General features: G+C 66.4%; 16 protein-coding genes. 10 read left to right on the forward strand and 6 right to left on the reverse strand.

Annotated elements, in window-relative coordinates; all coding sequences use genetic code 11:
- The first annotated feature begins 176 nt into the window (after positions 1-176).
- The gene (locus NN4_RS23080; RefSeq protein WP_147135061.1) at positions 177-425 is read left to right on the forward strand and encodes a hypothetical protein; all 249 of its coding nucleotides are present in this window, start codon (positions 177-179) and stop codon (positions 423-425) included.
- 11 nt (positions 426-436) lie between these two features.
- On the opposite strand, the gene mdlC is transcribed toward NN4_RS23080, so the two are convergent.
- From mdlC to NN4_RS23095, 3 genes are all read right to left on the reverse strand, one after another.
- Positions 437-2020, reverse strand: a complete 1584-nt coding sequence (mdlC, locus tag NN4_RS23085; RefSeq protein WP_186818585.1) for a benzoylformate decarboxylase — start codon at positions 2018-2020, stop codon at positions 437-439.
- Positions 2021-2374: 354 nt separating this feature from the next.
- The gene (locus tag NN4_RS23090; protein WP_147135068.1) at positions 2375-4027 is read right to left on the reverse strand and encodes an amidase; all 1653 of its coding nucleotides are present in this window, start codon (positions 4025-4027) and stop codon (positions 2375-2377) included.
- A gap of 62 nt (positions 4028-4089) precedes the next feature.
- Complete coding sequence (locus tag NN4_RS23095) at positions 4090-4683, reverse strand: MarR family winged helix-turn-helix transcriptional regulator (RefSeq protein WP_147135071.1); 594 nt, start codon at positions 4681-4683, stop codon at positions 4090-4092.
- A 75-nt stretch (positions 4684-4758) separates the two neighbouring features.
- Here NN4_RS23095 and NN4_RS23100 point away from each other — a divergent pair, with 75 nt between their 5' ends.
- Together NN4_RS23100 and NN4_RS23105 are read left to right on the forward strand one after the other, a co-directional pair.
- Complete coding sequence (locus NN4_RS23100; RefSeq protein WP_147135074.1) at positions 4759-6210, forward strand: FAD-binding oxidoreductase; 1452 nt, start codon at positions 4759-4761, stop codon at positions 6208-6210.
- 88 nt (positions 6211-6298) lie between these two features.
- Entirely contained in the window at positions 6299-9217 is a 2919-nt protein-coding gene (locus NN4_RS23105) for an FAD-binding and (Fe-S)-binding domain-containing protein (RefSeq protein WP_147135077.1), read from the forward strand.
- A gap of 155 nt (positions 9218-9372) precedes the next feature.
- On the opposite strand, the gene NN4_RS23110 is transcribed toward NN4_RS23105, so the two are convergent.
- Positions 9373-10104 carry a hypothetical protein gene (locus NN4_RS23110; protein WP_147135079.1) on the reverse strand — a complete coding sequence of 244 codons (732 nt, stop codon included), beginning with the start codon at positions 10102-10104 and terminating at the stop codon, positions 9373-9375.
- Positions 10105-10664: 560 nt separating this feature from the next.
- Between NN4_RS23110 and fabG the strand changes: the two genes are divergently transcribed.
- The 5 genes from fabG to NN4_RS23135 all read left to right on the forward strand — a co-directional run bounded on the left by fabG (position 10665) and on the right by NN4_RS23135 (position 14899).
- Positions 10665-11423, forward strand: coding sequence for a 3-oxoacyl-ACP reductase FabG (fabG, locus tag NN4_RS23115; RefSeq protein ID WP_147135081.1), 759 nt, complete (start codon positions 10665-10667; stop codon positions 11421-11423).
- 21 nt (positions 11424-11444) lie between these two features.
- On the forward strand, positions 11445-11897 hold the full coding sequence (locus NN4_RS23120; protein WP_147135084.1) for a MaoC family dehydratase: 453 nt from the start codon (positions 11445-11447) through the stop codon (positions 11895-11897).
- A gap of 32 nt (positions 11898-11929) precedes the next feature.
- Positions 11930-13153, forward strand: a complete 1224-nt coding sequence (locus NN4_RS23125) for an acyl-CoA dehydrogenase family protein (protein ID WP_147135087.1) — start codon at positions 11930-11932, stop codon at positions 13151-13153.
- 41 nt (positions 13154-13194) lie between these two features.
- The gene (locus tag NN4_RS23130) at positions 13195-14196 is read left to right on the forward strand and encodes an NADP-dependent oxidoreductase (RefSeq protein WP_147135090.1); all 1002 of its coding nucleotides are present in this window, start codon (positions 13195-13197) and stop codon (positions 14194-14196) included.
- A 94-nt stretch (positions 14197-14290) separates the two neighbouring features.
- A complete protein-coding gene (locus NN4_RS23135; protein ID WP_147135093.1) occupies positions 14291-14899 on the forward strand; it encodes a TetR/AcrR family transcriptional regulator in 609 nt (202 codons plus the stop codon).
- 82 nt (positions 14900-14981) lie between these two features.
- Here the strand turns inward: NN4_RS23135 and NN4_RS23140 are convergent, their stop codons facing one another.
- Both NN4_RS23140 and NN4_RS23145 read right to left on the reverse strand, forming a co-directional pair.
- Complete coding sequence (locus tag NN4_RS23140; protein ID WP_147135096.1) at positions 14982-17558, reverse strand: DNA translocase FtsK; 2577 nt, start codon at positions 17556-17558, stop codon at positions 14982-14984.
- Positions 17559-17892: 334 nt separating this feature from the next.
- The gene (locus NN4_RS23145; RefSeq protein WP_147135100.1) at positions 17893-18516 is read right to left on the reverse strand and encodes a TIGR03085 family metal-binding protein; all 624 of its coding nucleotides are present in this window, start codon (positions 18514-18516) and stop codon (positions 17893-17895) included.
- 157 nt (positions 18517-18673) lie between these two features.
- Between NN4_RS23145 and NN4_RS23150 the strand changes: the two genes are divergently transcribed.
- Together NN4_RS23150 and NN4_RS23155 are read left to right on the forward strand one after the other, a co-directional pair.
- A complete protein-coding gene (locus tag NN4_RS23150; protein ID WP_186818586.1) occupies positions 18674-19078 on the forward strand; it encodes a DUF4189 domain-containing protein in 405 nt (134 codons plus the stop codon).
- A gap of 29 nt (positions 19079-19107) precedes the next feature.
- A complete protein-coding gene (locus tag NN4_RS23155) occupies positions 19108-19668 on the forward strand; it encodes a WKL family lipoprotein (protein ID WP_107658250.1) in 561 nt (186 codons plus the stop codon).
- Positions 19669-19687: the final 19 nt, after the last annotated feature.

Genomic DNA, 19687 nt, shown 5'->3' on the forward strand with positions numbered 1-19687 from the left:
GGCCAACCAGAACACGCACTGTCCGCACGGGATCCGGGTCGCATCGGCCACCCCCAACCGATTCGGCGCCGCCGCAGTGAAGTTACGCTCGACCAGATCCGCCGCCGGAGTGGCACGCGGATCCTGCCTGGTCGCGTGGCATTGGAGGCATACGATGCCGGGCTCACGCGTGCGGAATGATCGCCTACTACGCCGACACGGTCGAGGTATCGGACGGCCCCGAATACGAAGAATGCGTCGAGGTCAGCCGAACCGGCCGGTGTTTCATCGACGGGCGCCCAGCGACCATGCAGGAGGCTCGTTTCGGCGGGATCGTCATCCAGTTGGACTCCACCGATCAGCCGGATCAGGGATCGCCTCGACAGGCCGGCAAGCACGGTGGCGGCCGCCTACGTCACGCTTTCCGCCGGTTGCGACGCCAGTAGAACATCACGAGTCAGTAGAGATCGGCGGTGACAGCGGCGACGGGGACATCGATGACGGTGGTGGTCTGTGCCGCCAGAGCCTGGCTGACCGCTTGGCGGACCTGCTCGGGGGTGGTGGCGCGGATGCCGACGCAGCCATAGCTACGGGCGAGGCCGGGCAGGTCGAGGCCGGGCAGGTCGAACGAGGGCGGGTGCGTCGCCCCCAACTGCGCGGCCAGGTCCTTCATCGCGCCGTAGCCGCCGTTGTCGAGCACGATCACGATGAGGGCGATGCCGGATTGTGCTGCGGTCCACAGGGCTTGGATCGAATACTGCATGGCGCCGTCGCCGATGAGGCAGACCACCGGGGCGTTCGGTTCGGCGAGTTTGATGCCGATGGAGGCGGGCAGCGCCCACCCCAGTCCGCCGGCACCGGTGTTGTAGTAGCCGTGCGGGCGGCGCACCTGCAGGTGGCGGTTGCGCACCTCGCGAAACGTCGGGGTCTCCTCGACCAGGATGGTGTCCGGAGGAAGGATGTCGCCGAGCAGGTGTAGGACGTATTCGCCGGTGGGCGGTTCGGTCAACGGCGGCTGCTCGTGGGTGATCGGCTCGACCCGGGGACGATCACCGGCAGCTGGCGGCAGCCGATCCAGCAGCGCGGCGACACCCTCTCGGACGCAGGTGCGGATCCCGGTTCCGGTCTCGGCGCGAGCCAGCGCGGCCGGATCCTCGCTGAGCTGAATCAGTTCCGCTCCCTCGGGCAGGGGCGAACCCTGAGCGACGATGTGATAAGTGAAGACCGGGGCGCCTAGGACGAGGACCAGATCGGCGCCGTCGAGGGCCGCGCGCACCTTGTCGCGAGCGGGTATGAGTTGTCCGCGGAAGGCCCGATGGTTCTCCGGGAAGCCGATTCGGTTGGCGTGCGGGCTGATCCATACGGTCGCGCCGATTCGTTCGGCCAGTTCGATGGTGTGGCCCCAGGCGTCGTCGCGATCGACCTCGGGACCCACGACCAGCACGGGTCGTTGTGCGGCAGCCAGTTTCGCGGCGGCCGCCGCCAGTTCGTCGGTGTCGCCGGTGAATCTGTCACCGACGTGGCGAACTGACACAGGCTCGGTAGCAACATCCCAGTCGTCCATGGGGACCGAGACGAATACCGGCCCGGCGGGGCGCTGCATGGCGATGTGGCGGGCCCGGTCGATCGCGCGGGGAACATCTTGTGCGCGTGCGGGTTCGATGGCCCATTTGACATACGGCTGCGGGAACTCGGTGGGCTGCTGTGCGAACAGATAAGGATCGAACGGGAGGAGTTCCCGCGCCTGCTGACCGGCCAGGATCACGACCGGGCTGAAGTTGCGGGCGGCCGAGTACACCGCACACAGCCCGTTGCCCAGGCCCGCCGCCGAGTGCAGCGTGACATACGCCGGTCCGCCGCTGGCCTGCGCGTAGCCGTCGGCCATGGCAACCGCCGAGGCTTCCTGCAGCGCCATCACCCAGCGCAGCTCGCCGGGCCACTCGGCGAAGAACGGCAGTTCCGTCGAACCCGGATTACCGAACACCACCGAATCGCCGGTCTCGCGAAGAAACTTCCGAATCTGATCACGAACCGTATTCACGCTCAGCCACCTCGTTCCGAGTCGAACTATCGTGAGTAGCCCGTTCCTGTATCCGCATAATGCGCCGGCATCGGCGGCCGGGGTCGAATCAGAACTTCCTCGCACAGACTACGACCCGAGCATTGAAATCAGGACAACGCCGCGTCCGAACCGCATTTCTAATCAGCCCAGCGCGGCGGCGACCTCGAATCGCGACCGTTTCCCGCCGAGCCCCAACTTTTCTGATATCGGGGTGTGCTGTCGAACCGTATTGTGGCCGAGTGGGGCCACCAGCATTCCTGTAAGTCGGCGTCGCTGTACCACTGCGCATCGCAGCCTCGCCTGCCGCAATGCCCGCGGTCCTCGGGCGAACTGTCAGATGTGTGGTCTCGCGGCGTGGTAATCGGTGTGGGCCTGGATATCCACGGCGATCTGCAGCAGGTGGGCATCGGAATAGGGCGCGCCCATCAGTTGCACGCCGACGGGTAGGCCGGTGACCGTGCTGGGTTGGGCCGGGATGGCGACGGCGGGCAAGCCGCAGTAGTTGGCGTCGTTGGTCTGTGGTGACATCGCCATGCCTTCCTGCGGGCCGTAGTCCCCGAAGGGTGGGCGGTCGACGAGTTCGGTGCCGAGGACCGGGAGCAGTATTGCGTCCAGGGCATGGTCGCGCAGGAGTGCGCACCAGTGTTGTTGGCGGCGGGTGCGTTCGCGTAGCAGCTGGTGGTAGGCGATGGCCTTGGGTTCGTGGGCGAGCAGGAAGGCGAAGCTTTCGGTGAGGTATCGGGTGTAGGCGTCGCGCCGAGCGGGCCACCATTGTGCTTGGTAGGCACCGATTTCCACGCCCTGGCCGATGATCATGTCCAGGTAGTTCATCGGGGCGGGAGTCTCGACTGCGATCACCTCGGCGCCGAGCGAGCGCAGCGTCGCCTGCATGTCGCGGTAGCTGTCGGCCACGCCGGGATCCAATGCCGGTGCGGTAGCGGGGATTCCGAGTCGGGTGCCGACGAGTCCGGACGCACGCGGCGTGCTGGGGTAGGACTGGGGCCAATCGATGGCCCCGTTGGTGCGGGGATCGAAGGGATCGAATCCAGCGATCGCCGCGAGCAGCGGGCCGAGGTCGGCGGCACTGCGCGCCATGGGCCCGACATTGTCGAAGCTCCAGGCGACGGGGATGGTGCCGTACACCGAGACCAGTCCGGCTGTGGGTTTGATGCTGCACACGTTGCAGGCCGAGGCGGGGATACGCAGGCTGCCCGCGGTATCGGTACCCAACGCCGCCGGGGTGAATCGGGCGGCGAGTGCGGCGGCCGAGCCGCCGGAGGAGCCGCCGGGCACCTTGTGGAAGTTCCAGGGGTTGGCGGTTTGTTCGGTGAGCGAACCGATCGCCATCTGATGGGTCTGCACGTGTCCGAGCAGCGGCATCCCGTCGGCCTTCAATCGCGCCCAGACGGTGCAGTCGCCCACGGCGACGTTGTCACCGAGCAGTGTGGGCAAGCCCGCGGTCAACGGACGGCCCCGCACGGCGAATACGTCCTTGAGCGCCAACGGAATTCCGCACAGCAGCGAGGCCCGGTCACCCTCGGATCGGCGGCGTGCGTCAGCCTCCCTGGCTGCCGCGAGCGCGGTATCCGGGTAACGCCGGACGAAGGAGTTGATCTCCTTGTCCTTGTCCTCGGCTCGGTCCAGCAGAGCTCTGGTCAGTCGCTCGCTGGTGAGTGCACCCGCGCGCAGCAGCGCCGCGAGTTCGAGCACGCCGAGCCCGGTCGGATCAGAGCTGTCGATACCGCGGTGATCGGGCAGCGACAGCTCGTAGCTTCGGGGTTTCGCTACCGGCCGGGGCGCCTGCTGCACCGGAAAAGGCGCGAGGGCATCGGTATTGGTGGGGTCGGTCGCCGGTGGTTGCTCGGGGTAAGAAAAGGCCGAGGTCGACACCGGGGACGTAGTGGAGGAGTCGTCGCTGCTACATCCGGCGGCGATGACCGCAGCCGAACTCACCGACACCGCTTGGACAAATTTCCGACGTTCCATGGCTGCTCGGTCCTTTCGGATTCTCTGCTCGGACTTGCGTCAATCGACTGTGGGTCGCTGCGTTATGTCGGTCCTTTCTCGATCGATCGGCGCGGAGTACCCGACTCGGCGCGGTGTCGTTGTGGCGGGCGAGCCTGGTAGGACTGGTCGAGCATGCGGGTCAGGGCCGGGGAGGTGGCCAGCGAATCGAGCACCGGGCGCAGGCTCTTGGTCAAGGCGGCGCGGTCGCGGGTGCTCAGGTGCCGCAGGAAGTGGCGGCGAACCCGGTCGATGTGTTCGGGTGCGGCGGCGAGCAGGGCTCGGCGGCCGTTGTCGGTGAGTACGACCTCGACGCCTCGTTTGTCGGTCGCGGCCTGTTGCCGGTCCACCAAACCGCGCGCCTGCATGCGTTTGATCTGTTGGGACAGCCTGCTCTGGGAGAGCATGGCCGCCTCGGCCAGATCGTTCATCCGCACGCGGCAATCCGGTGCCGCCTCCAAGGCGACCAGGACCGCGTATTCATCCAGGGTCAGGCCGTGAGCGCGCCGCAGGTCGGTGTCGAGCCGATCGATCAGCAAGCGACTGGTGAACAGAAAGGATATCCATGTCGTCAGCTCGTCACCGTCCCACCTGCTCACGAATCCGGTACCTTCGGATTGATCTTGTGGGACCATCATCACATCTCCTTGTGGCAATTGCCTAGCTACCGTCTAATTTACATTAACTTTGATGTAAATCGAGAGGAGATAGCCGTGACTGACATCGCAACGCTGCTCCACCAGCACCTGCCCTCGACGCAGATGAGTTTCGAGGGTGATCCCGACTACGACCGAGCCCGCGCGACCTGGAACGTGCGGACCCAGTTTCACCCCTTGGGGGTCGTGCGGCCGCGCAGCACCGCCGAGGTGGCCACGGTCGTGCGGTGTGCCCGCGAGGCAGGCGTCACCCAGATCGCGATCCGCTCCGGCGGCCACTCCATCGAAGGCAACGGGCTGGGCGGCCGGGGCGGGCACGCGCTGGTGATCGATCTGATCCACCTCGACAAGGTCACCGTGGCCCCGGGGGCACGCACCGCGACCGTGGAACCCGGTGCGCTGCTCGGCAATCTCTACTGGGAGGCATGGTCGCACGGCGAGCTCATGGTGCCCGGCGGCGACTGCCTGCCCGTCGGCGTCGGCGGCCAGGCCACCTGCGGAGGATACGGGCGCGCCGTGCGTCGATACGGCATCCTCACCGACCACGTCATGCAGGTCGAGGTCGTCACCGCAGACGGTCGCGTGCTGATCGCCGACGAGGACACCAACTCCGATCTGTTCTGGGCGCTGCGCGGCTCGGGCACCGGATCGTTCGCCGTGATCACCAAGTTCGTGCTCCGCCTGCACACGGCGCCGAAAGCGCCCGCGAATTTCTCGCTGCGCTACCGCCTGACCGACATCGACTTCGTCGAAACATTCACGGCGCTACAGGATTACACCCTCAACGCACCGACGACATTCAGTCCGATGCTGGTGATCTGGAAAGGCATCCTCGAAATGGTCGGTGTGCTGCTCACCGACACACCCGCCGAGCGCGACTCCATGATCGCCGACATGCGCGCGCGTCTGCCGCGACCGACCGAGTCCGACATCGAACCGATGAGCTACATCGACGTCATCGCCACCCAAGCCGCGACACAAACCTCGGCACACTGGCTGGCCGAACCCGGCAAACTCAGCCGCGAAGCCGACGAGAACCTGCGCTACCAGGCGATCAAGGCCGCACACCTGCCCGAACCGTTCACCCCCGAGGTGATCGCGAAACTCGGTGAACTCGCGGCCCGGCAGCCGCTCCAGGGTGCCCGGATGCAGATGCAAGCCCTCGACCCGGCCTCCGGACTACCGGCCGACGCCACCGCGGTCAAAGTGCGCGGCAGTGTCTGGCTGCTCGGCTTCGGCACCGACGTCGAATCCGGCGAAACCGACGACCCCGCACAGCTTGTCCCGCTCGGCGAGCAGCGCCGTTGGTGGCCCCGCGAGGCCTACGAGCTGATGTACCCCCACACTGTCGGCGGCTACATCGGCGACGACGACCTCGAAGAACAGCTGCACGGACGTGACATGTACGCCAGTTATTACGGCGCGCACTTCCCCCGGCTCCAGACCATCAAACGTAAGTACGACCCGGACAACCTGTTCCACAACGCCATGAGCATTCCGCTCGACTGAACGGGGCGCCGCCCCACCGGCGTAGAGATCGGCTTTCATCCCATGCTCGGCATTCGTTATCCGGTTCGTTGGATCGAAGGAGCTGATCGTGAAATTGTGGCAACCATTTCTCCACTCGCCGGCGCTGCTGGATTCGCCCGGTCGCATTACCGACGCCGCGCCCGAGGCCTTGGCCGAGGGCTCCGCCGCCTCGTTGAAGGCCGATATGGACGGCCTGCTCGGTGCGGACAAAGTGCACGCACGGGCGATCGATCTGGTGAGATATGCCAGTGATTACAGCCCATACCGACTGATTCCGAAGGTGGTGGTGAATCCGCAGACCCCGCAGGATGTCGCCGCCGTGCTGGCATACGCGCGTGCGCGCGGGCACACCGTGACCTTCCGTGCGGCGGGCACCAGCCCGAACGGCCAGGCAGCCGGAGACGACATCCTCATCGATGTCCGGCGCGGCTGGAGCGGCACGATCGTCGAGGACCAGGGACAGCGGGTACGGGTGCGTCCAGGCACCACCGTTGCCATAGCCAACGCTGCCCTCGCCCGGCGCGGCACCCGGTTGGGGCCCGACCCGGCCAGCGCCCATGCGTGCACGGTGGGCGGCGTGATCGCCAACAACTCCTCCGGTTTCGCCGCGGGGGTGACCCAAACCGCCTCGGCCACATTGCGTTCGGTCACGGTTGTGCTGCCGTCGGGGACGATCGTCGACACCGGCGCCGACGACGCCGACGCGGTTCTCACGGCCGCGGAGCCGGAATTGGCGGCGGGGCTGCTGCGGATCAAAGCCGAGATCGAGGCCGACACCGAGCTCGCCGACCGCATCCGCCACAAGTTCGCCATCAAGAACGCCAGCGGGTACCGGCTCGACGGCTTCCTGATCGGCGCCACCCCGGCACAGATCCTCACCCGGCTGATGGTGTGTTCCCAAGGGACACTGGGATTCGTCGCCGAAGCCGTGTTCGACACGGTGTCACTGCTGCCCACGCGCGCTGCGGCATTTTTGCTGTTCGATACCCTGGAACACGCCGCCGAGGCGGTGCCGAAGTTCACCGCGGCCGGCGCCCAGGTCGCCGAACTGCTCGACGGCCGCACCCTACGTGCGTGCGCGCAGCTACCCGCGGCGAATCCGGCCTGGGCCGAACTACATTCAGGCTCAGCGGCATTGCTGGTGGAAGTGCGGGCCACCGACGAAGTGACATTGGATTCCACGCTGCCACTGGTGGAGGCGGTGCTGACCGACTGCGCACTCACCGAACCAGGTCAATTCACCCGCGACCGAGCCCAGATCGCCATCTATTGGCAGCTCCGTGAGGGACTGGGTGGTTTGGTCGGGATGCAGCGCCCCGTCGGCGCCACGATGATCGGCGAGGACGTCTGCGTGCCGCCGGCTCGGGTCGCCGAGGCGGCGAAAGACCTTGCCGCCCTGCTGGATACGCACGGCTACGATCCTTCCCTGCAGGGGCACGCCTCGGCAGGCAACTTCCACTTCTGCCTGATGGTCGACTTCAGCACCGCCGAGGGCAAGAACAACTACGCGAAATTCATGGACGAGTTGGTCGAGCTCATCACCGGAAAATACGACGGCTCGTTGAAAGCCGAGCACGGCAGCGGCCGCAACATGGCGCCGTTCGTACCGATCGAATGGGGCGACAAAGCCACCGACCTCATGTGGCAGATCAAGCGCCTGTTCGACCCGCACGGGGTGCTCGCGCCCGACGTCATGCTCACCCGCGACCGCACCTCACATTTGAAGCACCTGCAGTCGATGCCCCGGGTGGAAGACACCATCGAGCACTGCATCGAATGCGGTTTCTGCGAACACGTCTGCCCCAGCAGGCATCTCACCACCACCCCGCGCCAGCGCATCGTCGTGCGCCGGGAGATGGAACGCCAGGGCGGCGATACACCGCTACGTCGCGCGCTGCTCGAGCAGTACGAGTACGACGCGGTGGAAACCTGCGCCGGTGACGGCAGCTGCTCACTCGCCTGCCCGCTCGACATAGACACCGGCACCATGATGAAAACCTTCCGTCACTCCGAACACACCGCGCGACAAGAGAAAACAGCGCTGCTGGTGGCCGAGCGCTGGGGCCGGGTCGAACAGCTGGCCCGGGTGGCGGTGCGGGGCGGTCACCTGCTGGGCGCCACCGTGATGACGGCCATCACCGGCCTACTACGCCTGGTCGTGAGCACCGAGCTGATGCCGGGCTGGCTGCGCGAGATGCCCGCCGCGGCCCCCGCACACCTGCCGCGGACCCAGCGCGACGGTGCGGCGGCGGTCTACTTCCCCGCCTGCATCAACCGCATCTTCGGCCGCGCACCACAGGATCGGCGGGAGTTGAGCCTACCCGAAGCCCTGGTCACGCTCTCCGCCCGCGCCGGTATGCCGCTGTGGATTCCCGAGGATGTACGCGGCAGCTGCTGCGCCACGGTCTGGCACTCCAAGGGATACCAGGACGGCAACACCTACATGGCCAACCTGATTATCGAAAACCTCTGGCGCTGGAGCGATTCCGGCACCCTGCCGGTCGTTATCGACGCCGCCTCCTGCACCCTCGGCGTGCTCAACGAAATCACCGACTACCTGACCGACGACAACGCGGCACACCGGGCCGCGATGACGATCATGGACGCCACCACCTGGTCTCAGCAGCAGCTGCTGCCCAACCTCACCGTCGGCGAGAAGCTCGACCGGGTCGCGGTGCACCCCACCTGCTCCACCCGCCACCTCGGCATCGACGGCACGCTCGCCGAGATCGGTGCCGCACTCGCGACCGAGGTCGTCGTGCCGCAACAGGCCACCTGCTGCGCCTTCGCCGGCGATCGCGGCTTCCTGCACCCCGAACTCACCGAAGCCGCCACCCACGACGAAGCCGACGAACTCGACGGCCAAAACTTCGACGCCCACCTGTGCAACAACCGAACCTGCGAAATCGGACTCGAACACGGAACCGGAGGCCACTACGAATCATTCATCTTCACCCTCGAACGCCAGACCCGTCCACAGAGCTGACCCGCCCCCTCAGAAAGGAAGTACTGGGCCGGTATCTCCCCGAGGGCACTGAACTGACCCTGCTCACGCCCGACTCCGACCAAGCCGCACGCGCACCACTGGGCAACGCCATCATCGGCGACCCCGCCCGGGGCTCGCCCAGCTCGCCGAACTCGTCACCACCCGCCGGCCGATGCCCCCGTCATGAAACAGCAAGCATCGGTTGATATTTCGGCAGAGCCCACCGACACGATCAGGGGAGACAGAACTCGCGCGGGGGCGGGATCACGACATGGTTCTTTACCAAGAACCGTGTACTCGAGGGCGATAAGTTCTACGTCAAAGGTCGACCCTCGAGGTGGCAGGTGCCAGCCCGCGGCTGCGTAGATAAGGAAGCGATCAATGTCGGGTACGGGATCGGTACAGGTCGGCCACCACCAATTCAGCGTGGGGGCAATCGACGCCGATACGCATACCTCCTCGATCCCGACGGTGGGGTGCAACGAGTCCCGCACGAGGACCCTGCCGTTCGAGCCGTGCACGAGCGCATCCGCACCTGGGGTGGCCGCGCCCCCAGCCCTGCACTCACCGAAGGCTTCGGCATCTACGACGCCCAGTTCCTCGCCGGACTGGATCGGGATTTGGTCGACGCCATCGAGAACCTCCCCGAAGACCGCCTCCGGTCCTTGACACGCTGGTGCGCACACCGCGCATTCGAACACGCAGGCTTGGCCCAGTTCCCAGATTTCCGAACCGCCCTGACCGCCCTGGATGATGTCGAATCCGCGACAGCGCCAACGGATTTCGTCAACGCCTCCCAAGCCCGCTGGCGCCTCGACACCGACCCCGACATCCCCGTCACCATCGTCTCCGGACTGCCGGGAAGCAGCGAACAAATCCAGCAACATCAGGCCATCGCGACTACTTCGCCGCCACGGAGTTCGGCGACCCGCTCAAAGCCGCTTTCAACGCCGTGCGTTTTGCGGCGACGACCTACGGCATGGACTATCGCGAACTGTTCACTGCCGTCCGAACCGAATTCTTCACCGTCCCGAAGCCATGACTCCGGGACGATTCCCTGCCAAGGCACGGTGCGGTTGTGGGACACCACCACCGGCCACTTGACAGGTTCGAGTCCTCCCCTGCTCACCGCGGTAACTACCCGAACTCTTCGTAATGCCTGGTGAGAGCGCTAGGTGCAGATGTGTCGCGGGTCACATTTCGATTGTCGTCGAACACCCCTTGACCTTCGAGGCCTGCGTCACGCATGGTGACATGAGGTTAACAAGCGCTTAGTAAGTCGCGTTCCCCGCTCGAACGGCTGGCGTACCCGAGGACATCGGTGGCGTGTCTGCTCTCCGTCGAGGTGAGCTGGACGACCGGTGGTCGTCGGCGGCGTCGGCACACCGTTCGGCGGCGGCGCGGGCTTTCGATACGCACCGACAATTACTGGCGAGGAGAACAACACATGAGCAATGCACAGCGGATCGCGATTGTCACCGGCGCCGCGCGCGGCATCGGCGCGGCTGTCGCGCGTCGACTGGCTGCCGACGGAATGGCGGTCGCCGTGCTGGATCTGGATGAAACCGCTTGCGGCGCAGTGGTAGCCGAGATTGAGAAGGCCGGCGGGCGGGCCCTCGCGGCCGGTGCGGACGTAGCCGACGAGGCAGCCGTGGAGCAGGCCGTGGAACGCGTCGCCGCCGAGCTCGGCGCGCCGAATGTGCTGGTCAACAATGCGGGTGTGCTGCGCGACAACCTGCTGTTCAAGATGTCCGTCGATGACTGGGACACGGTCATGAACGTGCACCTGCGGGGTTCGTTCCTGATGTCGCGCGCGGTGCAGCGGCACATGATCGAGCAGAAGTGGGGCCGCATCGTCAGCCTGTCCAGCACCTCCGCGCTCGGTAACCGCGGTCAGGCCAATTACGCTGCGGCCAAGGCCGGTTTGCAGGGCTTCACCAAGACGCTGGCGTTCGAGCTGGGCAAGTTCGGTGTCACCGCGAACGCCGTCGCTCCGGGTTTCATCGAGACCGATATGACGGCGGCCACCGCGGCGCGGATGGGCGTCCCCTTCGAGGATTTCAAAAAGGCGGTGGTGGCGACGATTCCGGTCGCCCGTGCCGGGCAGCCCGAGGACATCGCGCACACCATCTCGTTCCTCACCAGCGAAGGCGCGGGATTCGTCTCCGGCCAAGTGATCTACGTGGCCGGCGGCCCCAAGAACTGAATCGCCGAAGGAGCCATGGCAATGCGGACATTCGATGGTTTGGACGACCTGGCGACAGCGGTCGGCACCCATCTCGGTTACAGCGGGTGGCATACCGTCACCCAGGAGCAGATCGATCGTTTCGCGGAAGCGACCGGAGACCATCAGTGGATCCACGTCGACCCGGTGAAGGCGGCCGCCGGACCCTTCGGCACGACGGTGGCGCACGGGTTCCTCACCTTGTCGCTGCTGCCGATGCTGGCCCGTGAGATCTATCGGGTCGACGGCCTGTCGATGGGGATCAACTACGGCACCAACAAGGTTCGGTTTCCCACACCGGTCCCGGTCGGTTCCCGGCTGCGGGCGGGCGTCGAGCTGGTCTCGCTCACGGCGGCGAAGCTCGGGTACCAGGCGGTGAGCTCGGTGACCGTCGAGATCGAGGGCGCGAGTAAACCGGCCTGCGTGGCCGAGAGCGTCGCGATTCTGGTGCCGTGAACCCGCATGACGAACAACGATCAGGAGTAGAGATGTTCGAGCTCTCGGACCGGGCCCGCCGAATTCGCGACGATCTGCTGGCCTTCATGGACGAGCAGATCTATCCCGCGGAACCGATCTTCCACGCGCAGATGACGGAATCCGGTGACCCGCACTACCATCCGCCGATTCTCGAGGAACTCAAGACCGAGGCCAAGAAGCGTGGCTTGTGGAACCTCTTCCACCCGCATCCGGAGTGGGGTCCCGGCCTGACCAACTCCGAATACGCGCCGCTGGCCGAGATCATGGGCCGGAGTGCACATCTGGCGCCGGAGGCGACCAACTGTAGCGCCCCCGACACCGGCAACATGGAGGTGCTGACGCTGTTCGGCACCGAGGAGCACAAGCGGGAATGGCTGGCGCCGCTGCTGGCAGGCGAGATCCGATCGGCCTTCGCCATGACCGAACCCGCGGTCGCGAGTTCGGATGCCACCAATATCCAGTTGCGAATGGACCGCGACGGAGACGACTACGTGCTCAACGGCCGCAAGTGGTGGACATCCAATGCGCTGCACAAGAATTGCCAAGTGCTCATCGTCATGGGCAAGACCGACGTCGACGCGCAAGTGCATCGCCAGCAGAGCATGATGGTGGTCCCGCTCGATACGCCCGGCGTCACCGTGGTGCGCGGGCTGTCGGTGTTCGGCTATCAGGATCGAGAAGGCCACGCGGAGGTGGTGTTCGACAACGTCCGGGTGCCGCGCACCGCGTTGCTGGCCGGCGAAGGCGACGGATTCATGATCAGCCAGGCCCGGCTCGGCCCCGGCCGCATCCATCACTGCATGCGCGCCGTCGGCATGGCGGAGCGAGCCCTCGACCTGATGATCGATCGAGCACAAGCCCGCACAACCTTCGGGGAGCCCGTGGCCAACCGGGCCAATATCCAGGACTGGATCGCGGAGTCGCGCATCGAGATCGAGATGACCCGGCTGCTGATCTTGAAGACCGCGTATCTGATGGACACGGTCGGCAACAAGAACGCGCGCACCGAGATCGCCGCCATCAAGGTCGCCGCACCGCAGATGGCGTTGAAGGTGATCGACCGGGCCATCCAGGTACACGGCGGCGGTGGCGTCTCCGACGACTTCCCGCTGGCCAGCATGTACGCGCACGTGCGAACGCTGCGATTGGCCGACGGTCCGGACGAGGTGCACAAACGCACCATCGCGCAGCGGGAACTGCGCCGCCGGGATCCGTCCTGGGGCCGGAAAGCCTGAGCCGCACAGATGAATTCGACTACTTCCAGAAGGAGTTCGCCATGACGAAAACCCAGCAGGTCCGGTTGGCCGAGCGGCCGACCGGGCTGCCCACCGCGGACACCTGGAACCTGACGACCACCGAACTGCCCGACCTCGGACCGGGCGAGATCCTGGTAAAGGTCAACTTCATCTCCCTGGATCCGGCAATGCGGGGCTGGCTCAACGATGTTCGCTCGTATCTGCCGCCGGTGGGTATCGGGGAGGTGATGCGATCCCTCGACATCGCCACGGTCGTCGAGTCGACGCACCCGGACTTCGCGGTCGGCGACACGGTCAGCGGCACCTTCGGTGTCACCGAGTACGCCATCAGCAACGGCCGCGGCGTGCAGCGAGTAGACCTGAACGCCGCCGCCGGCCCGACCTGGCTCGGCGTGCTCGGAATACCCGGCATGACAGCGTATTTCGGCCTGCTCGACGTCGGAAAACTCAGCGAAGGCGACGTCGTGCTGGTGTCGGCGGCCGCGGGTGCGGTCGGGAGTGTGGCCGGGCAGATCGCGAAAGCCAAGGGCGCCACCGTGATCGGCATCGCGGGCGGGCCGGAGAAATGCCGGATGCTCACCGAGGAGCTGGGTTTCGACGCGGCCATCGACTATCGCGCGGGCAATGTGCTGAAACAGCTGCGTGCAGTGGCCCCGGACGGCGTCGACATCTACTTCGACAATGTCGGCGGCGAGATCCTCGATGCCGCACTGGCCAACCTGCGCCGCGGCGCGCGCGTCGTGCTGTGCGGCGCGATCTCGGCCTACAACGAGCAGAAGCCGCCGCCGGGACCGTCGCGCTACATGTCGCTGCTGGTTTTCCGGGCCACCATGGCTGGGTTCGTGGTCTTCGACTACGCCGACCGTTACCCCGAAGCCGGTGCGCAGCTGGCGCAGTGGCTGGCCGAAGGGCGGATCAAGAGCCGCGAACATGTGGTCGAAGGCGGGCTCGCCCGCTTCGGCGAGACCTTGAACATGCTGTTCACCGGTGCGAACACCGGCAAGCTCGTGCTGGCGGTCTGAACCCGCTGCGCCCTGTCCCCCGTACCGGGGCAGGGTGCAGCACCTGCCAGGCTGCCCGGCAGGTGACGGCCCGAATGGATGGGAGACTTGTCACGTGGTCGAATCAGAGGACCGCTCACGCGCGGACGAAACTCGGGCGCGGCTGCTGGACGCCGCCGTGGTTGCCTTCGCCGAACGCGGCTTCCACGGCTCCACGACCCGCGACATCACCTCGATCGCCGGCTTGAGCACGGCGGCGATCTACGTGCACCATCGCTCCAAAGAAGAACTGCTGTACCAGATTTCGCGCACCGGCCACCTGGACACCCTGGCCCGCATCAAGGCCGCTCTCGCTTCTTCGACGAACCCCCGCGAACAACTCATCGCCCTGGTGCGCGACTTCGCGATCCACCACGCCCGCGCCCACACCGTCGCCCGCATCATCAACTACGAACTCGCCGCGCTCAGCCCCGAGCACCAGCGCGAAATCAAGGACATCCGCCACATCATCGACGCCGAGGTCCGCACCCTGATCGAAAACGGCGTCGCCGAAGGCTTTTTCGACAACCCGAACCCACATATGGCCGCGGTCGCCATTCTGTCCCTCGGCATCGACCTCGCCCGCTGGTACCGCGACGACGGCGCCTGGACCCCCGAGGACCTCGGCGACTACTACGTCGACCTGGCCCTGCGTATGGTCGGCGCCCGCCACCCCGATCAGTAAGGGCGTCCCCTGCTGAACCGGTCAGCCGAATTGCTCGGCAGCGCTGATCGACTCGCGTGACACGGCCGCCGACCCGCAACGGTCAGTCGGACTCTTCCGGTGCGGGTTCGCCCTCACCACCGCGGATCGTCCACAGCAGCCCCTCCAGCTCATCAGGTTTGATGAGAACATCGCGGGCTTTCGACCCCTCGCTGGGGCCGACGACGCCACGGGTTTCCATGAGGTCCATCAGGCGGCCTGCCTTGGCGAAGCCGACGCGGAGCTTGCGCTGGAGCATCGAGGTGGAGCCGAACTGCGAGGTGACAACCAATTCCACGGCTTGAATGAACACGTCGAGGTCGTCGCCGATGTCGGGGTCGACGTCCTTCTTCTCGCCCGCCTTGGCGGCGGTGACGCCCTCTTGGTATTCGGGCTCGGCCTGGTTCTTGGCGAAGTCGACGACGGCGTGGATCTCTTCGTCGCTGATGAACGCGCCCTGTAGGCGGGTCGGCTTGTTCGCGCCCATCGGGAGGAACAGGCCGTCGCCCATGCCGATCAGTTTCTCGGCGCCGGGCTGGTCCAGGATGACGCGCGAGTCGGTCAGCGACGAGGTGGCGAAGGCCAATCGGGACGGCACGTTGGTCTTGATCAGGCCGGTGACCACGTCGACGGACGGCCGCTGGGTGGCGAGCACCAGGTGAATTCCTGCGGCGCGGGCCTTTTGGGTGATCCGCACGATCGCGTCCTCGACATCGCGCGGCGCGGTCATCATCAGGTCGGCCAGCTCGTCGACGATGGCGAGGATGTACGGGTAGGGCCGGTACACCCGTTCGCTGCCGAGCGGCGCGGTGATCGCCCCGGACTTCACCTTCTTGTTGAAGTCGTCGATGTGGCGAACCTTGTTGGCCTGCATGTCCTGATAGCGCTGCTCCATCTCCTCCACCAGCCAGGACAGCGCGGCGGCCGCCTTCTTCGGCTGGGTGATGATGGGCGTGATCAGGTGCGGAATGCCTTCGTAGGGCGTGAGTTCCACCATCTTGGGGTCGATCAGGATCATCCTGACCTCGTCCGGCGTCGCCCGGTGCAGCAGCGAGACCAGCATCGAGTTCACGAAACTCGACTTACCCGAACCGGTGGAACCGGCGACCAGCAGATGCGGCATCTTGGCGAGGTTCGCCGCCAGATAGTCGCCCTCGATGTTCTTGCCGAGCCCGATCACCAACGGATGGTGGTCGTTTCGGGTCGAGGGCGCCTTCAGTACATCTGCGAGCCGGACCAACTCGCGATCGGAGTTGGGCACCTCGATACCGACCGCCGACTTGCCGGGGATCGGGGCGAGCAGCCGAACATTCTCCGTGGCAACCGCATAGGCGATATTGCGGGCCAGCGCGGTGATCTTCTCGACCTTCACGCCGGGCCCGAGCTCCACCTCGTAGCGGGTGACCGTCGGGCCGCGCACGAAACCGGTGACGGCGGCGTCGATCTTGAACTGCACCAGCACCTCGGTGATCGCCTCGATCATCGATTCGTTGGCGGCACTGCGCTTCTTGGGCGGATCGCCATCGGTCAGCAGCGACATCGGCGGCAGGATGTAGTCGCCCTCCACCTCGCGGTCGGCGACGAACTCGAGTTGCTTCGGGGGCGGCGGCGTCTGGTCTTCGACCTTGACCGGGCGCTGCTTCTTCGGTTTCGGCTTGGCCACCGGCTCTTCGGCGGCGATCGGCTTGGCATCGCGCAGCGGCGGCTCGCCGAGCACCTCGGTCACCGCGTCGGGATCGCCGAACTCGTCAGGCGGGTAGTTCTCCACCGGGGTGCGGCCCTTGCGCTTCGGTTTGGCCGCGTGCAGTGGGAACCCGTCCGCGTCGTACTTCGCGGGGTCGTACTCGCCGTATTCGCCTTCGTACGCACCGTATTCGTCGCCGCCGCTGCCCGTGCCGAAGTACTCGCGCAGCCTGGCGGGGACCTCGCGCACCGTGGTGCCGGTCAGCAGCAGCACGCCGAACACGATGGCCAGCAACAGGATCGGCACCGACAGCCAGGCGGTGAGCCCGTCGGTGAGCGGACCGCCCACCACGAAGCCGACGAAACCCGCTGCGCGCGAACGCCCGTGCGGGTCGGTCGGAGCACCGGCGATGACGTGCCACAGTCCGAGGAACGGCAGACCGACCAGCAGACCGCCGAGCACCAGCCGCGGCCGGATCTCCGGGTGTGCCTCGGTGCGCATGAGGATGACCGCGATGCCGGTGGCCACGAACGGCAGCCCGGCCGAGGCCGATCCGGCCACCGCACGGATGGCCTCGCCGATCCAATGCCCCACCGGACCGCCCGCCGACAGCCAGACCGCGGCCGCGATCACCGCGCTCAGCGCGATCAACGCCAGCGCGATGCCGTCGCGGCGGTGGCCGTGCTCGATCTCGCCGGCCTTGCTCAGGGTTCGGGTGGTGGCGCCGAGACCGCGCGCCAGCATGTTCCAGCCGCCGCTGATCCCGCGGCTCACGACCGCGAGCGGTGCGGTGTTCGACCGCCGCTGCACCGGCCTGCGCGCGGGTGGGCGGCGGGTGCGTGGGGTCGCGGTGGTGCGGGGTGTTGCCGAACGGGAACGAGCCGCCGTGGTCCGCCCCCGCGCCGATCCCGCCCGCGCCCGAGTATTCGTCGTGGTGCTGCGGGACTTACCTGCCATGGACCTAGGCTAGCCGCAAACGCCCCTTCCAGACCATCCGCAACACTGGTATCGCAGGTCTCACGAGTGCCGAACTGTGCGGATGCCCAGGTCGCCGCCGATCCAGGGCGGCGTGATCAATCCCCCGCTCAGAGCCGCTTCCGCGTGTCGCAGAGCCGATCGTGCATGCTTCCCGCGGCCCACCGAGCTCCGCACAGACCGCAGACTGCGATGGGAGACGCTGCGACTGAGCAATTGTCTGCGGAACGGTCCGTGCGACTGGGATCGACCGTGTGCACTGGATCTCGGGCTGGCGGAAGTTCAGATTTCGGCCGATACGACTGCTCAACGAGGGTCAGACGGAACGGTCCAACCCCAATACCCTGCGAATATCCTCGGGTTCGCCGGTGCTCTCGATGAGGACCTCGTCCCGGCCGAACGCGTGCAGCAGCAGCTCCGACGGCTTACCTTTCAACGTCACCTCGCCGCCCGGCTTCGAGCGCACAACCGCCCGTTTGCCGTCCGGCGTCGCCAGCACCACCGTCACCGGCGATTTGCGGTAGGACCGCCGGGCCATCCGGCTGACCAGGGGCCAGTACTTGTCCTCGTCGGCCTGCGCGAGCTCACGCGGCGCCCAGCCGGGAGTGCCGCGGCGCACGTCTTCGTGGTGGACGAACATCTCGGTCAGGTTCACGAGCGCGTCGAGCGGGCGCAGCGGCGACCACCACGGCGGCCCGGTCCGGACCTGCTCCAGCAGCTCGGGGAACGGCCGGCTCGCCACCTTCGCCTGCACCCCTTCGAGATACCCGGCCAGCGGCTTCAGCATGATGCCCGGCGAGGCGTCGAACCGTCGCTCGCGAACCACCAAGTGCGCGGCCAGGTCTCGCACCGTCCACGTGCCACAGAGGGTCGGCGCCTCCGGCCCGACGGCCGTCATCGTCTCGACGAGCTGCTGACGTTCCCGCTGCGCGATGCTCACACCCTGAACATACCCACCGAGACGCACGCAGCGACCTCGGCACACCTGATTCGCACGGGATTTCAGCATCCCCCAGAAACGAGGCCCCGAATTCTTGGGTAGCGCAATGAGTGTTCGCTATGTACCTTGTCACTCGGTCCATCGGGTCGTGGGCCTCATGAACAAGAAGGGCAAATTCCCTGTGAAGAAGTTTGTTACTGGTGCGGCCATTGTGGCCGCCGCTAGTTGTGCGCTGGCTATCAGCGCGCCTACCGCTCAAGCCAAGGCGTACAACTACGGCGCGATCGCGCTGTCCACGTCCACCGGGCTGATCGGCTACTCCTACGACTACCCGGATTCCTCGTCCGCACAGGCGCGGGCCGTGCGCAGCTGCGGGGCGAACGACTGCGAGACGGTGGTCTGGTTCGCCAATGGCTGTGGGGCAGTGTCCTATTCCAATCGCACCGGCAACTACAGCTGGGCCTACGCCGCCTCCCGTGGTCGTGCACAGAGTAAAGCGTTGTCTCTCAACAACTCCGACGCCTACATCGTGCACTGGAACTGCACATCCAACCACGGCTGACGTCCGCGCATCGATTCAGGGGAAACATCGTGAAACACCGCACCTTCCGGACCGCCGTGGCCATCGTGCTGACCGCCGCCGCTGCCACTCTCACCGCCTGCGCTTCCGGCGACAAGGAATCCGCCACGCCGAGCACCACCGCCGATGCCGCCAAGGAAGCCGGTGAACTCCAGGGCGGCAGCGACAAGGGTGAGAAGGAGACCGGCTCCGCGCCGACCACTCCGTCCTCGCCGGTGCTGGCCAAGCCGTCCACGCAGCAGCTGAACGACCGCCTGACCAAGGCGTTCGATCCCAATGTGCCCAACCAGGAGAAGATCAGCTGGATCCAAGCCGCTGAGCAGGATCCGTACCTGGTCGCCAACCTCGTCGACGCCGCCAAGAAGCAGGGCGTCCAGGTGGAGATCACCAAGGTCGGCGAGCCGGCGGACGGCAAGCTGAAGGCCGATGCCAAGGTCACCATCAACGGCACCCCGGTCGACGACGCGTTCGTCTCCTTCGTCTCCGAAGGCGGCGAGTGGAAGGTCGACCACACCTTCGCGTGCAACATCGTCAAGAGCGCGAAGATCGAATCCGCGGCCTGCCAGGAATGAGCCGGTCCGCCTGACGCGG

This window comes from Nocardia ninae NBRC 108245 (assembly GCF_007990755.1).
GTDB classification, from domain to species: domain Bacteria; phylum Actinomycetota; class Actinomycetes; order Mycobacteriales; family Mycobacteriaceae; genus Nocardia; species Nocardia ninae.